At 40.9% G+C, this 14,514-nt stretch carries 17 protein-coding genes; 11 read left to right on the top strand and 6 right to left on the bottom strand.

The genetic code is table 11. From position 1 onward, the window contains the following. Nucleotides 1-196 precede the first annotated feature (196 nt). On the top strand, nucleotides 197-940 hold the full coding sequence (locus LY624_RS07460) for a YciK family oxidoreductase (protein WP_341804209.1): 744 nt from the start codon (nucleotides 197-199) through the stop codon (nucleotides 938-940). A 73-nt stretch (nucleotides 941-1,013) separates the two neighbouring features. Here the strand turns inward: LY624_RS07460 and rluB are convergent, their stop codons facing one another. The 4 genes from rluB to LY624_RS07440 form a co-directional block, all read right to left on the bottom strand. After that, complete coding sequence (gene rluB / locus LY624_RS07455; protein ID WP_062568912.1) at nucleotides 1,014-1,886, bottom strand: 23S rRNA pseudouridine(2605) synthase RluB; 873 nt, start codon at nucleotides 1,884-1,886, stop codon at nucleotides 1,014-1,016. Then, nucleotides 1,883-2,473: an SMC-Scp complex subunit ScpB gene (gene scpB / locus LY624_RS07450; RefSeq protein WP_130149725.1), complete on the bottom strand. Its 591-nt coding sequence runs from the start codon at nucleotides 2,471-2,473 to the stop codon at nucleotides 1,883-1,885. The genes rluB and scpB overlap by 4 nt, the downstream gene beginning before the upstream one ends. 127 nt (nucleotides 2,474-2,600) lie before the next feature. After that, the gene (locus tag LY624_RS07445) at nucleotides 2,601-3,125 is read right to left on the bottom strand and encodes an EF-hand domain-containing protein (protein ID WP_130149724.1); all 525 of its coding nucleotides are present in this window, start codon (nucleotides 3,123-3,125) and stop codon (nucleotides 2,601-2,603) included. Nucleotides 3,126-3,328: 203 nt separating this feature from the next. Continuing rightward, nucleotides 3,329-3,763: an exonuclease III gene (locus tag LY624_RS07440; RefSeq protein ID WP_341804208.1), complete on the bottom strand. Its 435-nt coding sequence runs from the start codon at nucleotides 3,761-3,763 to the stop codon at nucleotides 3,329-3,331. A gap of 247 nt (nucleotides 3,764-4,010) precedes the next feature. Here LY624_RS07440 and xthA point away from each other — a divergent pair, with 247 nt between their 5' ends. From xthA to LY624_RS07425, 3 genes are read left to right on the top strand one after another with little or no spacing between them, the layout of a single operon-like run. Beyond that, nucleotides 4,011-4,820 carry an exodeoxyribonuclease III gene (gene xthA / locus LY624_RS07435; protein ID WP_062568908.1) on the top strand — a complete coding sequence of 270 codons (810 nt, stop codon included), beginning with the start codon at nucleotides 4,011-4,013 and terminating at the stop codon, nucleotides 4,818-4,820. Beyond that, a complete protein-coding gene (locus tag LY624_RS07430; RefSeq protein WP_341804207.1) occupies nucleotides 4,817-5,467 on the top strand; it encodes an energy-coupling factor ABC transporter permease in 651 nt (216 codons plus the stop codon). Before xthA ends, LY624_RS07430 begins: the two co-directional genes overlap by 4 nt. Continuing rightward, on the top strand, nucleotides 5,464-6,261 hold the full coding sequence (locus LY624_RS07425) for a putative RNA methyltransferase (protein WP_130149721.1): 798 nt from the start codon (nucleotides 5,464-5,466) through the stop codon (nucleotides 6,259-6,261). Before LY624_RS07430 ends, LY624_RS07425 begins: the two co-directional genes overlap by 4 nt. On the opposite strand, the gene yfbV is transcribed toward LY624_RS07425, so the two are convergent. Then, entirely contained in the window at nucleotides 6,258-6,704 is a 447-nt protein-coding gene (gene yfbV, locus LY624_RS07420; protein WP_062568905.1) for a terminus macrodomain insulation protein YfbV, read from the bottom strand. The two genes, LY624_RS07425 and yfbV, sit on opposite strands and share 4 nt — an antisense overlap. A gap of 290 nt (nucleotides 6,705-6,994) precedes the next feature. Between yfbV and LY624_RS07415 the strand changes: the two genes are divergently transcribed. From LY624_RS07415 to LY624_RS07385, 7 genes are all read left to right on the top strand, one after another. Further along, nucleotides 6,995-8,209: an acetate kinase gene (locus LY624_RS07415; protein ID WP_341804206.1), complete on the top strand. Its 1,215-nt coding sequence runs from the start codon at nucleotides 6,995-6,997 to the stop codon at nucleotides 8,207-8,209. Between the two features lie 4 nt (nucleotides 8,210-8,213). Next, the gene (pta, locus tag LY624_RS07410) at nucleotides 8,214-10,370 is read left to right on the top strand and encodes a phosphate acetyltransferase (protein WP_130149711.1); all 2,157 of its coding nucleotides are present in this window, start codon (nucleotides 8,214-8,216) and stop codon (nucleotides 10,368-10,370) included. Between the two features lie 227 nt (nucleotides 10,371-10,597). Then, nucleotides 10,598-10,990: an ACT domain-containing protein gene (locus LY624_RS07405; protein WP_062568902.1), complete on the top strand. Its 393-nt coding sequence runs from the start codon at nucleotides 10,598-10,600 to the stop codon at nucleotides 10,988-10,990. A 4-nt stretch (nucleotides 10,991-10,994) separates the two neighbouring features. Further along, nucleotides 10,995-11,492, top strand: coding sequence for a PTS glucose transporter subunit IIA (locus tag LY624_RS07400; RefSeq protein ID WP_341804205.1), 498 nt, complete (start codon nucleotides 10,995-10,997; stop codon nucleotides 11,490-11,492). Nucleotides 11,493-11,497: 5 nt separating this feature from the next. Further along, nucleotides 11,498-11,842, top strand: coding sequence for an ArsC family reductase (locus LY624_RS07395; protein WP_130149709.1), 345 nt, complete (start codon nucleotides 11,498-11,500; stop codon nucleotides 11,840-11,842). Next, nucleotides 11,842-12,972 carry a succinyl-diaminopimelate desuccinylase gene (gene dapE / locus LY624_RS07390; RefSeq protein WP_341804204.1) on the top strand — a complete coding sequence of 377 codons (1,131 nt, stop codon included), beginning with the start codon at nucleotides 11,842-11,844 and terminating at the stop codon, nucleotides 12,970-12,972. Before LY624_RS07395 ends, dapE begins: the two co-directional genes overlap by 1 nt. After that, nucleotides 12,969-13,661, top strand: a complete 693-nt coding sequence (locus LY624_RS07385; RefSeq protein WP_341804203.1) for a M15 family metallopeptidase — start codon at nucleotides 12,969-12,971, stop codon at nucleotides 13,659-13,661. Before dapE ends, LY624_RS07385 begins: the two co-directional genes overlap by 4 nt. Here LY624_RS07385 and LY624_RS07380 read toward each other — a convergent pair. Next, nucleotides 13,645-14,499 (bottom strand): DMT family transporter, encoded by an 855-nt coding sequence (locus tag LY624_RS07380; protein ID WP_341804202.1) that lies wholly within the window; start codon nucleotides 14,497-14,499, stop codon nucleotides 13,645-13,647. The genes LY624_RS07385 and LY624_RS07380 overlap by 17 nt on opposite strands. Between the last annotated feature and the right edge of the window lie 15 nt (nucleotides 14,500-14,514).

Here is a 14,514-nt window from a genome sequence, read left to right as displayed (position 1 = left end):
GTGTGTTCATATTTAAAAGTAGCTAAAAAGATACCTTTAGTTAAGTTAATTTAATGTAATTAGGTTATTAATAAGACATTAGACCAGTTAAAGTTAACGTAAAGTTTTAATTTTCGCCACCTTAATTTGCAATAAATTCGATAACTTGGCTTTTTGCTATGGTAAAATACGAAAAAATTTAACCGATGGTACTTTTATGCACAATTACAAAGCCGCAGAAAACGCGCTAAAAGACAAAGTTATTTTAATTACTGGTGCTGGTGATGGCATTGGTCGCGTAGCAGCCTTAACCTATGCAAAACATGGTGCTACGATCATTTTACTTGGTAAAACAACCAGCAAACTAGAAGCTGTTTACGATGAAATAGTTAATGCAGGCGACCCTCAGCCAGCGATTGTTCCTATGGATCTTAAAGGTGCAACGAAACAAAACTATCGTGACCTTGCTGCGACAATCGAACAGAAATTCGGCAAACTTGATGGCTTAGTAAACAATGCAGGTATTTTAGGTTCGCTTGGCCCGCTTGAGCACTTCTGTGTGTCAACATTTGAAAACATCATGAAGGTTAATGTTACTGCACAGGCACTTATCACTAAGTACATGTTCCCTATTTTAAGAAAATCGCCTAGCGCATCGGTTATTTTTACCTCCTCAGGTGTAGGTCGCCAAGGTCGCGAGTTTTGGGGTGCGTATGCTATTTCAAAGTTTGCAGTAGAAGGCATGATGCAGACGTGGGCTTGTGAAGTAGAAAAAACAAACATTCGCATTAACTGCATCAACCCAGGTGCAACACGTACATCTATGCGTGCATCAGCCTATCCAGGAGAGGATAAAGATAAGTTAGCAACCCCTGAGGATCTTATGCCTACCTACCTTTACCTAATGAGTGATGATTCAAAAGATATCAATGGTCAATCTTTAGATGCGCAACAAAAATAAGTTCAGTGCTGTTGATGTATGATTTACCAATAAAAAACCTTACTCGCGAGTAAGGTTTTTTATTCGCGAGTATTTAACGACGCTTAGGCTGCTTAACGCGTTGATTATGCTTTTTAACCGCTTTACGTATTTGGTTTATCTTGGCTCGTTTTTCTTTACGCTTTTCAGGTATAACTGATAACTTTGTTTGCGTTTCACGACCCAATTGAACTGTTTTACGTAAATAGTTAACTGTATCCAGATCAAGCTCTGCCCAACCACCTTGAGGCAAGCGTTTATCAAGCTCTAACTTACCGTAACGAATACGAATAAGACGAGATACTTCCACATCTTGTGATTGCCACAAACGGCGAACTTCGCGGTTACGTCCCTCGGTTAAGGTCACATTGAACCAACGATTTATTCCTTCACCACCTAGTGGTTTAATATTTAAAAATTTTGCAGGTCCATCATCCAGTTCAACGCCTTTGGTTAAGTTACGTAAAGTCTCATTTGTTACTTCACCAAATACCCGTGCAGAATATTCTCGCTCAACTTCATAGCTTGGATGCATAAGGCGATTAGCAAGCTCACCATCATTGGTAAACAGCATTAATCCAGCGGTATTAATATCCAGTCGACCTACTGCAATCCAACGCTCACCGTCTACTTTAGGAAGACGATCGAACACAGTACGGCGACCTTCAGGATCTTTACGAGTACATAACTCGCCTTCAGGCTTGTTATACATAAGCACACGACAAATCCGATCAGCTTTATCTTCAACTTTTACTACGTGTCCGTCAACACGAATGACATCAGTTGCTTCAACACGATCTCCCAAACGGGCCACTTTGCCATTGACACTTACTCGATTTGCATCGATGTATTTTTCCATCTCACGACGTGAGCCCACGCCTGCACGGGCCAATACTTTTTGTAACTTTTCAGTTTCTACATTACTCATTCAGATAGTTCTCTCACAGAAGGATCGCTCAAAAGCTGGTTAATTTTACTTTCCTGTAGTTCAGGTAACGGTGGTAATTCATCTAAACCAGCTAATGAAAAATAGTCTAAGAAAGCGGATGTTGTAGCATACAAAGCCGGACGTCCTGGCACTTCTTTGTGGCCTACAACCCTTATCCACTCTCTTTCTAATAAGGTTTTAATAATCCCTGAGCCAACAGTAACACCTCGTACTTGTTCAATTTCACCACGCGTAATGGGCTGTCTGTAGGCAATAAGGGATAATGTTTCTAATAGTGCTCTTGAGTATTTAGGTGCGCGCTCTTGCCAAAGATTTGCAAGCCACGGAGCTAAGCTTGCGCAGGCTTGAAATCGATAACCACTGCCAACTTCAACTAATTTTATGCCGCGTGTTTGATAATGGATTTGAATATCTTCAATTGCATTATTAATGCGCGGCATAGAAACGCTTAAATCAGCCAATACTGTCTCTTTCAAATGACGTTTAGATAAAGGTTTACCTGCTACAAAAATCGCGGCTTCTATGATTTCGACTAACTGTTCATCACTAATACGTTTTGTGGCCATCGTTACTATAGGTCATTTAAATCACTAACGCTCTATTATGACAGAAGTCTTGCTAGGTTGGAAAAATTATTACAAAAAAAGCCAGTGTAATACACTGGCTACAAACAATGTTTATATTTGAGCTAAGTTACGAGCTCTTTTTAACCATGTCTAATGCGTCATCCTCAGCAACGTCACTACCATGCTCAGTGATGTAGTTGATGAATTCATTACGGCTTACGCGCTTATCTTTATCACTGTCCATGTAACCAAAATGGTTGGCAATATCGTCATCGTCGGCTTCTTCAATCGAAATATAACCATTTTTATCGTTATCTAACGATTTAAAATCATTTTCGATCGGGTCAAATTTAGCGATTTCAGCTTTAAACGCCGACTCAGAAACCTCACTATCCTCAGCAACCTTACCGGTATTAAGCTGCATATAAGCATTAAACTCAGTTGGACTGATTTGTTCATCCATGTTGGTATCGATATTTGAAAAATGCGCCCAAATTGCATCATCATCGGCCTCTGTTTTAGAAATGTAACCATCGTTATCATTATCTAAACTGCCAAAATCGCTGTCTATTTTTGCTAAAGAGTTGCTTGCAGAGCATGCTGATAGACTTAGAGCTGCTAAAATTGTTGATGCTAAAGTTAACTTGTTCATAAGACATTTCCTTGTAGTCGATTAGATTCACTTTGACTAATACAAGTTGGATGCCAAAACATCTTGCCAGCTAAAATCAAGCACTTAGAGAGCAATTAAGTTAAGGTTAAGCCTATGATTCAGCAAGCTTTTCATGGGGTACTGTAATTTTTTCATAAAAAAGCGCTCCAAGAGCGCTTTTTACAACTTATTTAATATAGCTATTAGATAGCTGCGTTTTGGTAACGCTTAACGAAATCTGTTACTGCTTCGCCATTACATTTTAAGGTATTTAAGTTACCAATCTTTTCACGTACAGGTGTTAAACCTTGTTTAAGTGCTGTAATACAAAGCTGAGTTTCTTTTTGCTGATTCTTAGCAAACACTTCAACTGACACTTTAGAAGCCGCCTTTTGTGATTGTGCTTTTTTAGCAATGTCACGAATGTCGACACCATTACACTCAATACTTTTAGAAAAGCGCGACATCGCAATACCATGCTTTGTCGCTTCTTTACGTGCAGCGGTAAACCCTTCGTTCGCACTCAGACTGCATAACTTCGATTCAATACGATTATCAGCTGAGAAATACTGTGGATTGCTTGCCAATGAGCCAAATGAGATACATGCAAGAGAAAGCATCACTAATTGTTTTTTCATGGTTTACCTTTTAAGTGTACATAATTTGAACGGTTAATTTGCGCGCATTATATAAACAAAAAAGAACAAATCAATTAAATATTTTATTTAATATTTTAATTAATATCGAGTTAACAATGCGTTTAACTAAACCTTCAATTGATCAACATTTAAACAGTGTATTTTTCTTTCTTTGCTCATGAATAGCACCACATTTGATGGTAGAATTACGTTACTTCCTTTAAAGAAAAATAAACTAAGGTGCATGATGAAGGTTATCTCGTTCAACATAAATGGACTTCGCGCTCGCTTACATCAACTACAAGCGGTGATAGATAAACATCAACCAGATATCATTGGCTTACAAGAAATCAAAGTTCATGATGAAGCTTTCCCACTCGAAGATGTGCAAAAAATGGGTTATCACGTTTATTTTCACGGTCAAAAAGCCCATTACGGCGTGGCAATGTTATGTAAACAAGAACCTAAATCGGTAGTGAAAGGCTTTGCAACTGATACTGACGAGTCACAACGTCGTATGATCAGCGTGACTGTAACCCAACAGAATGGCCGTGACTTAACTGTTATGAACGGTTACTTCCCACAGGGCGATAATATTGCTCACGAAATTAAATTCCCTTATAAACGTCAGTTCTATAAAGATTTAATGACCCACTTAGAAGTCAATCACACCCCTGAAGAAGATGTTATTGTAATGGGCGATATTAATATTTCACCAACTGATCTCGACATTGGTATTGGTGAGCCAAACCGTAAACGCTGGTTAAAAACAGGTAAGTGTTCTTTCCAACCAGAAGAGCGTGAATGGTTAAGTACATTATTAAACTGGGGCTTTAAAGATACCTTCCGTGAACTTTACCCTGAAAAAGTTGAACAATACTCGTGGTTTGATTACCGCTCAAAAGGTTTTGATGACAACCGAGGCCTACGTATCGATGTAATTTTAGCAACTCCAGCCCTTGCTGAGCGTTGTGTTGAGTCTGGTATCGATTACGAATTACGTGGTATCGAAAAACCTTCTGATCATGCGCCAATATGGTCAACATTTAACGCATGATAGACACTATGCAATGGCAGCTCCCGTTGTGGAGCTGTGTGGCTTTAATACTTTGGCTAAGTTTTGATAAACAAAGCGCATCGCAGTTATTGGCAACGCCAATAAGACAAGTGGGTGTGCTCGCCTGTGCTTTAGTACTTGCAGTACTGTGGCGCATTAAAGCGGGGATATTGCCAGGCCTTGAATTGCATATTTTAGGGGTTACTGCTGTGACCCTGATTTTAGGTTGGCGATTGGCCATTTTTGCAAGTGCCCTTGCAAGTTTACTGTTGGTATTAGTTGCTCAGTTGCCTATGGCTTTATTGCCGGTGCATTTATTGTTTACTGCTTTTTTACCAATTACGTTGAGCTATTTGTGTTTTGTGCTTTGTTATACCTACTTACCAAGACATTTTTTTATCTATATCTTTTTATGCGCGTTTTTAACCGCCGCTGTTATCGCCTGTATTAAAATACTTACCAGCGGTGTGTTTTATTACTTGCTTGGTGATTACAGTTTTATTGAGATTTCAGAAAACTACCTCATTCTATGCGCGATAATTTGGTTTCCTGAAGCAATGCTTAATGGTATGGCTATTACCTTAATGATCACCTATCGCCCTCACTGGGTTAAAACCTTTTATGATAAGGACTATTTAGACTCATGAGTCTTCACTATCACTGCCCGCTTTGCAAACTTGAGCTTACACTCACGGATAAAACATACCGTTGTGACAATAACCACAGCTTTGATATCGCCAAAGAGGGTTATGTCAATTTACTTCCCGTGCAAAATAAAAAGTCGAAACAACCGGGCGATAACCTTGAAATGGTGCAAGCGCGACGCGAGTTTTTAAATGCGGGGCATTATGGTTTTTTACAGCAAGCTTTAGCTGAACTCGTGGCATCACTGACACCAAATTCAGTGATTGATTTAGGCTGTGGTGAAGGCTTCTATACCCAAGCCATTGCAGCGCAATCGAGTGCCGAAGTGCATGGTGTTGATATTTCGAAACCTGCGGTAAAATACGCCGCTAAGCGGTATGAAAATGCGCATTTTAGTGTCGCGTCAATTAGCCAAGCCCCTTTTGCAGATGCGCAGGCTGATGTGCTTGTTAGTGTGTTTGCCCCTTTATTTGCACAAGAACTTGCCCGCCTTGCAAAACCTCATGCGAGCTTAATTGTTGCAAGCCCTGGCCCTTGGCACCTTAAAGAATTAAAAGCATTTATTTATGCTGATGTAAAACCGCATACAGAAATAGAACCACCAGCTGGCTTCAGCAAAGAATCGACAACATTATTAGAGCAACAGGTGCTGTTGTCTGTCGAAGAGATTAAACATCTAATTATGATGACACCGTTTGCCTGGAAGTTTCGCCCAGAGCATTGGCAGCAAATAGAGCAACAAGGCCCACAAAAAGTAACGTTATCGTTTTATGTGAGCCAGTTTATTCGCGATTAGAAATGTTCTTTTGTGAAGGCTTTATCCATTTTTTCGAACATATCTTTTAATAGTTGAGCTAAATCTGAATAGCGTGGTTTTTCAGTCGTTAATTGTGACTGATAACCATGTGCTTTCATTTTACTGTGCAGCTCGGTGTACCAACTTAGCATCGCTGGCTCTAATCGGGTTTCTGCACGGCGGCCTAGCCACAATAAACCTTGAAACGGTAGTGACAAAAAGAATAGCGCGATAGTAATTGCTTGCGGGAAATAATCACTACCTAAATAGTTAACTTGCATAAAAACAGTCAGCATAGCCAAAATTGGCATCACTGTAATTGCCAGATCTGTGGCTTTGATCACTCTAAATTCAGCAAACATGGGGGCGAGCTCTTGTCGCATTGGCCATTTTTTAGCGTATTGACGACCTGTTTGCACTTGTGACATGACACTCTTTTGCATCATCACTCCTAGGGTTTTCATCTTGTTTCACAACCGAGTGTAACACACTCCCGGATACAATCCCTGCAAAACCTGTCCTAGTTTTAATACCAAATTAATGTTAATCGGACTAACGTTTAAAGTCTAAATGAGATAAAATGTTATCGGCTTAAGTCAACCAGACTTTAGTATAATTACAGCCTAGCTTTGTTAAGTGTAGCAACAAAATACTTATTTACTATACTGGCAAAGAATTCTAATTATCAAGCCTTAATATACACTGACTGATATCGTACTTTTAGGACCTAGCTATGCCCAAGCCCCTTTGCTCACCACAACATGTTTTAGTACTGAACTGTGGTAGTTCAAGTTTAAAATTTGCCATTTTAGATGCCGCTACTTCTGACGAAGTTATTTCAGGTTTAGCTGAGCGCCTTGGCTCAGACACACCTTCAATTAAATATAAATATAATGGCGAAAAAAAGCTGATTGAACTTGCAAAAGGTCAAGCCCATGATGCAGCAATTGCAGAACTCGTGAAGCTTGTGAATGACTTGGGCCTTGCAGATAATTTAATTGCTGTCGGTCACCGAGTTGTGCACGGTGGTGAGCATTTCACTGAATCTGTTCTTATTGACGATGATGTACTTACAGCTATCGAAAAAACAGCTGCACTTGCACCACTTCATAACCCAGCTAACTTATTGGGCATTCGCACTGCGCAGCAAGCGTTCTCAACACTGCCGCAAATTGCTGTATTTGATACGGCGTTTCACCAAAGCATGCCAAATATTGCGTACTTATACGCCCTACCTTACTCGCTTTATAAAGAGCATGGCGTAAGACGTTATGGTTTCCATGGTACAAGCCATTATTATGTTGCTGGTGAAGCTGCGAAATTATTGGGTAAAGAGCGCGAGCAAACCAATGTGATCAGTGCGCATTTAGGTAATGGTTGTTCGGTATGTGCGATTAAAGATGGTAAGAGCGTTGATACCAGTATGGGCCTTACACCGCTTGAAGGCTTAGTGATGGGTACCCGCAGTGGTAGCATCGACCCGGGTTTATTTACCTTCTTAACTCAGCAACTTAATTATTCAGTGCAAGAAATTGATGACTTACTTAATAAGCAAAGTGGCCTGTTAGGTATTAGTGAATTATCAAATGACTGTCGCACTATCGAAGAAGCCGCTGTTGAAGGTCACCCGCAAGCAAACCTTGCTCTCGATATTTTCTGCTACCGCTTAGCAAAACAAATTGCTGCATTCTTAGTGCCTCTACAACGCCTTGATGCGCTTATTTTTACCGGTGGCATCGGTGAAAACTCAGATATCATTCGTAACAAAGTAATCACTCAATTAGGCTTTTTAGGTCTTGAGTGTGATGAAGCTGCAAACCTAGCGGCACGTTTTGGTAAAGAAGGCTTAATCTCAAAAGACCAAGCGCATGCTAAAGCGTTTGTGATCCCGACTAACGAAGAATGGGTTATTGCTAACGATGCAGCCCGTATTGCAAAGGAGGGTTAAGTAAATGGCACGTAGAATTATGTTGATCCCTATTTCGACTGGGGTTGGTTTAACATCTGTTTCTGTTGGTTTAGTGCGTGCGCTTGAGCAAAAAGCGCTTAAAGTTAACTTTTTCAAACCAATTGCGCAGCCGCGCTCTGGCGATACAGGCCCCGAGAAATCGACGCAAATTGTTACCCATGGCTCGCCAATTAATCCACCTACGCCATTCGATCTTGGCTATGCTGAACAAATGATTGGTGACGGTAAAGGCGACGACTTACTTGAAGAAATCGTAGAGCGCTTTGAAAACACCATCAAAGAAGACGAAATTGCTATTATCGAAGGTATGGTGCCAACACGTCGTCAGCCTTATGCAGGCCGTGTAAACCGTGAGATCGCGCAAACACTGGGTGCTGATATTGTTTTTGTTCTAACACCAAGTAACGATAGCAATGACCAAATTGAAGACCGTTTAGAAATTGCTGCTGGTAACTATGGCGGTGTTAATCACCCTCGTGTGTTAGGCTGTATTTTCAATAAAGTGAATGCACCTCTAGATGACGAAGGTCGTGCCCGTGCTGATCTTGTTGAGGCTCATGAGCCTGAACAACTTGAAAACGAATTAAACCGTTTAGCATCACTGCCAATTTTCAGAAAGCACCCATTTAAGTTATTAGGGTCAATCCCGTGGGATTTCGACCTCGTTGCACCGCGTGTCCGTGATTTATGTGAATACTTAAAGGCCGAAGTTATTAACGAAGGCGACATGGCTCACCGTCGTTTGCGCCGCGTGACTTTCTGTGCTCGTACTGTATCGAATATTTTAAGCCACTTTACCCCAGGAGCCTTGTTAGTAACTCCAGGAGATCGCTCTGATGTATTAGTTGCAGCTTGTTTATCTGCTATGAATGGTACAAAAATTGGGGCTATTTTATTAACTGGTGGCTTTAAGCCTGAAGATCGCATCATGAAATTATGCGAACAAGCGATGGACACCGGCCTGCCAATTCTTGCAACAAAAGAAGATACGTGGCGCACGTCTTTATTACTGCATAATTTCAATATGGAAGTACCCTGTGATGATGATCAACGTATCGATAAAGTAAAAGATCACAACGCCAGCCACATTGATTCAGACTGGTTAGATAGCCTTGCGCAAAGTGTTGGTCGTACTCGTAAAATGTCTCCGCCAGCGTTCCGTTATTTATTAACCGATAAAGCCCGTCAAGCGAATAAAACGGTTGTTTTACCTGAAGGTAATGAGCCGCGCACGATTAAAGCTGCGGCAATATGTGGTCAACGTGGTATTGCAAAAACAATTCTACTTGGTGACAAAGAAGAAATTTTACGTATTGCTGAGCAACAGGGTGTTGAGCTTAACGATAACGTAACTATTGTTGAGCCAGCTGATGTCATCAACGATTACGTTGCACCTATGGTCGAAATCCGTAAAAACAAAGGCTTAACTGAAGTGGTTGCCCAAGAACAACTGCTTGATAACGTTGTACTCGGCACCATGATGCTAGAACAAGGTAAAGTAGATGGCTTGGTGTCAGGTGCTGTTAACACCACAGCGAATACCATTCGCCCACCGCTACAGTTAATTAAAACAGCACCGGGCTCGTCGTTAGTATCATCAGTGTTCTTTATGCTGTTACCTGACCAAGTGCTGGTTTATGGTGACTGTGCTATCAACCCTGATCCAACGGCAGAACAATTAGCCGATATCGCTATTCAATCAGCAGATTCAGCGGCTGCGTTTGGTATTGAACCTCGCGTTGCAATGATCAGCTACAGTACGGGTACTTCGGGTTCAGGTGCGGATGTAGAAAAAGTGCGTGAAGCCACTAAACTTGCCCAGCAAAAACGCCCTGACTTAGTAATTGACGGCCCACTTCAATACGACGCCGCTATTATGGAAAACGTAGCAATTAAGAAAGCACCAGACAGCCCGGTTGCAGGTAAAGCAACGGTGTTTGTATTCCCTGATTTAAATACCGGTAATACAACCTATAAAGCCGTTCAACGGAGTGCCGATTTAATTAGTATTGGCCCAATGCTACAAGGTATGCGTAAGCCGGTGAATGACTTGAGCCGTGGTGCATTAGTAGACGATATCGTTTACACCATTGCCCTTACTGCGATTCAAGCTAAGCAAGTTGAGAGCATAGAAAACTAACCCTTCAAAAATTAGGCTAATTTATAAAATCTTTATAAATTAGCCTATTACCTTCTTTATACTGACCTATTCCCATATTTATCCACAGATTCTGTGGACAAGATTAATGAAAAACTAAATGGCGTGATCCCATGGTTTCTAATTGTATTTAATCTCTTGTTGATAGCTCGTATTTTTAAGTGATTTGGGTATACTATTAATTATCGGCTTCATAGATAGGATCACAGATGTCAAAGCAAACGCTGCAACTTCATAGTACAGAGCTCACAATTCATAGCCTTGATGTCGATGCCACTATCCCTCCTGCATTGCTCAAAGAAAGCATATTTTTTATTGCAAAGACCGCTGATGAATTATCTATCGTCTGCCCTAGCAGCTTTACTATTGATAGCCTAGATGCTGAAACCGACTGGCAAGCACTGGAAGTCATTGGCCCGCTGGGCTTTTCTCTAACAGGTATAATGGCTAATATTTCTGGTGTACTTGCTAAAGCATCTATCTCTATTTTCGCGCTTTCAACTTATGATACAGATTATGTTTTAGTTAAAAAGCACAGCATTGAAAAAGCAATTTCGGCACTGAAAAAAGATGGTTATCATGTGTTAGGAAATACTAAATAGTCTTATGAATAAAGAAGTAACCTATCAAAGTCAACGCTCCTTGCGTAAAAACCAAGTGATGGCTATAAAAAGCCCATTCACGGGCCGAGTTAAACCTATAAGCGAACACCCTGAGGCTTTTTTTAGATTTTCGACTCTTGGGCCAAGTATCAGCGTTGAATTAACCAGCCATAATATAGTTGCTCCTTTTGATGGCACCCTACTGCAAGTAAAAAATGCAGGAAAAGAATATATATTACAGGCAAAAAATGGGCTGAAAATATTAATCAATTTGCATTTTTCATCCTTGAGCGAACATATCAACCACACAAGAATTGCCAAGCTAAATGACAGCAAGATAAGCCAAGGCGAACGGCTCGCTTATTTCGATTTACGTGAGCTTTCATCACCTATGATTGCCACATTATGCGTCCTTAACAGCCAGCAGCTTGGTCCTTTATATTACTCTCTATCTCAGGTTAGTGCTGGGGTAGATACATTACTCACTGTGACAAAAAAGTAGATTTTATGACTATCATGTACGGTATCAGCAATTGCGATACAATTAAAAAAGCGAAAAAATTTTTATCTGATAACAATCAAGCGTTCACTTTCCATGACTACCGTAAAGACGGTATCACTGCTGAGCTTATTAATGAATTTGCACAGCACATTGATTGGCAAGATTTAGTAAATAAACGCGGTACAACATACCGTCAGTTATCTGATGAACAAAAACAAAATTTAGATAAAGAATCTGCATTAGCATTACTTGTGGAACAACCTGCGATGATCAAGCGGCCTGTACTAGTCCATAACGGCCAATACCACTTAGGTTTTAAAGCAGCTCAATACGATGAGATTTTTGCCTAATGACTCACCCTGTTATTGAACTTGCTCAAGCGCTTATCCAGCGTGAATCAGTGACGCCTGAAGATGCCGGTTGCCAAGCGTTAATGAACGAGCGCCTTGAAAAACTGGGCTTTAATATTGAGTCGCTGTTTTTCACTGACACATTAAATACTTGGGCACGTAAAGGTAAAGAGTCACCACACTTTTGTTTTGCAGGTCACACAGATGTTGTACCCACAGGCCCTGAAAAAAATTGGCAGCACCCGCCTTTTTCAGCGCTGGTAAAAGACGGTATACTACATGGTCGTGGTGCCGCCGATATGAAAGGCTCTTTAGCCGCTATGGTTATTGCCACTGAACGATTTGTGGCTAAGCACCCAGACCACAAAGGCTCGATTTCGTTTTTAATTACCTCTGATGAAGAAGGCCCATTTATCAACGGTACAACCCGTGTTATCGATACCCTTGAAGCACGTGGTGAAAAAATTGATATGTGCCTTGTTGGCGAGCCATCGTCACGAGATGAGCTGGGTGATGTGGTAAAAAATGGTCGTCGCGGTTCATTAACTGGCTTTTTAACCGTTAAAGGTGTGCAAGGCCATGTTGCTTACCCGCACCTAGCGCAAAACCCGATTCATTTAGCAGCTCCTGCGTTAACTGAGCTGAGTCAAACCGAGTGGGATCAGGGGAATGAGTTTTTCCCTGCAACGAGCTTTCAGGTTTCAAATATTAATGGCGGAACAGGTGCTGGTAATGTGATCCCTGGTGAGCTTGAAATTCAATTTAACTTCCGCTTTAGCACTGAAGTTACTCATCAGCAACTTCAGCAACGAGTGATTGATATTGTTGAAAAGCATAACCTTAATTACGAACTCAATTGGATAGTGAATGGACTACCGTTCTTAACCGATCACGGTCCACTGGTTGATGCAACAGTAAGCGCTATTAAACAGGTAACTGGGCGCAACACAGCGCTTGAAACCACAGGTGGTACTTCTGATGGCCGCTTTATTGCGCAAACGGGCGCCAAAGTCATTGAGCTTGGCCCGCGTAACGAAACGATTCATAAAGTAGATGAATGTGTCAGTACAGATGATTTAATTCAACTTGCAGATATCTACGAAGCGATTTTAGAGCAACTACTAACATGAACCAGGCTGAATTAGCACTTTGTGCAACAGGATCAAGTAGTTCACATTTAGTCGAGCTACAAAAACATCGTTTGCATGTTGATATTGTTGATGATTTTTTAGCGCTACAACAGGCAGCTAAAAAAGTAGGTATTGAACTTACGATTGCCTCAAGCTTTCGCGATTTTCAGCGTCAAAGTGCTATTTGGAATGCGAAATTTCAGGGTTTGCGTCCTGTTTATACTCTTGATCAAAAAGCCTTGGACTTACAGAGTCTTAGTGATACACAAAAGTGCCATGCAATCATGCTTTATTCAGCTCTACCTGGAGCAAGCAGACACCACTTTGGCACTGATCTCGATATTTACGACGCAAATGCGATTAATGATGACTACCAACTTCAGCTTACACCTGATGAATACGCGTGTGATGGCCCATTTGCTGAGCTTAACGACTGGCTTGATCAGAATCTCGAGCACTATGGTTTTTATCGCCCTTATCAAGAATATAAAGGAGGTGTTGCACCAGAACCTTGGCATATTAGTCACATTACACAATCCCAAGTGATGATGCAGTACTTATCCTTAAACACATTAAAAGACAGAATTACAAACAGCGAAATTACAGGTAAACATGCGGTGCTAGAAAACCTCAGCAGCCTGTATGAGCGCTTCGTAACAAATATTAACCAACCTAAACGTGTTTCTTAGTAAGTAAAAACACCAATACAGCGCCTAGAATAAGGGCGCTTGCTACCATTAATTGCAATGTAATTTGTTCGTTTAAAAAAACCATTCCTGCAACAATGGCAAGTACAGGCACAGTCAATTGCACAACAGCAGCTTGACTACTTTTTAGCTTTGGTAGGGCCAAATACCAAATACTATAACCCACACCAGATGCAAGGGCTCCAGACGCAACTGCAAGCGCTATACCGCTGAAAGAGATAGAGGGCCATTGAAAAAAAGCAGCAAAAATAAGCGCGGGTACAAAAATAAGGCTTCTTAAGAAGTTAAACGTTGTGGCTTGTAAAGGAGCGCGACATTGTTTACCGCGAATACTGTATACTCCCCATGCAACACCACTTAATGTCATAAGGATAGCAGGTAATAAAGAAGGGACCGCTGCTGAGGGTAACATTAAGTATATGAATCCAGCGAATGCAACAATTAAAGCAAACCACTGCAATAATGATAAGCGCTCTTTATTGAAAATACTGTAGCCTATCATCGTCAGCTGTACTGCCGAAAACAAAATAAGCGCCCCTGTTCCTGTATTAAGTTCAACATAAGCAACTGAAAAGCAAACGGCATAGATAAATAAGCTCATTGCACTTAAGTTATTTCCTTTATCGACAGGCTCGTCGCTTGTCACTCTTTTTACTTGCCAACTAAAAAGTAAGAGTAGCATGATGGCACCACTAAATAGCCTAATTGCTGTAAAGCTCCAAGGGTCAATGCCCCCGCTGTGTAATGCCATTCGACACAATAGTGAGTTTGCAGCAAAGGCACTAAGTGCTAAAAATGTATATAAGATAGTGGCAAACAAAATTCAGTTATCCTT

Source organism: Pseudoalteromonas sp. N1230-9, from assembly GCF_032716425.1.
In the GTDB taxonomy this organism is placed as follows: domain Bacteria; phylum Pseudomonadota; class Gammaproteobacteria; order Enterobacterales; family Alteromonadaceae; genus Pseudoalteromonas.
This window is presented reverse-complemented; position numbering and strand designations above follow the sequence as displayed.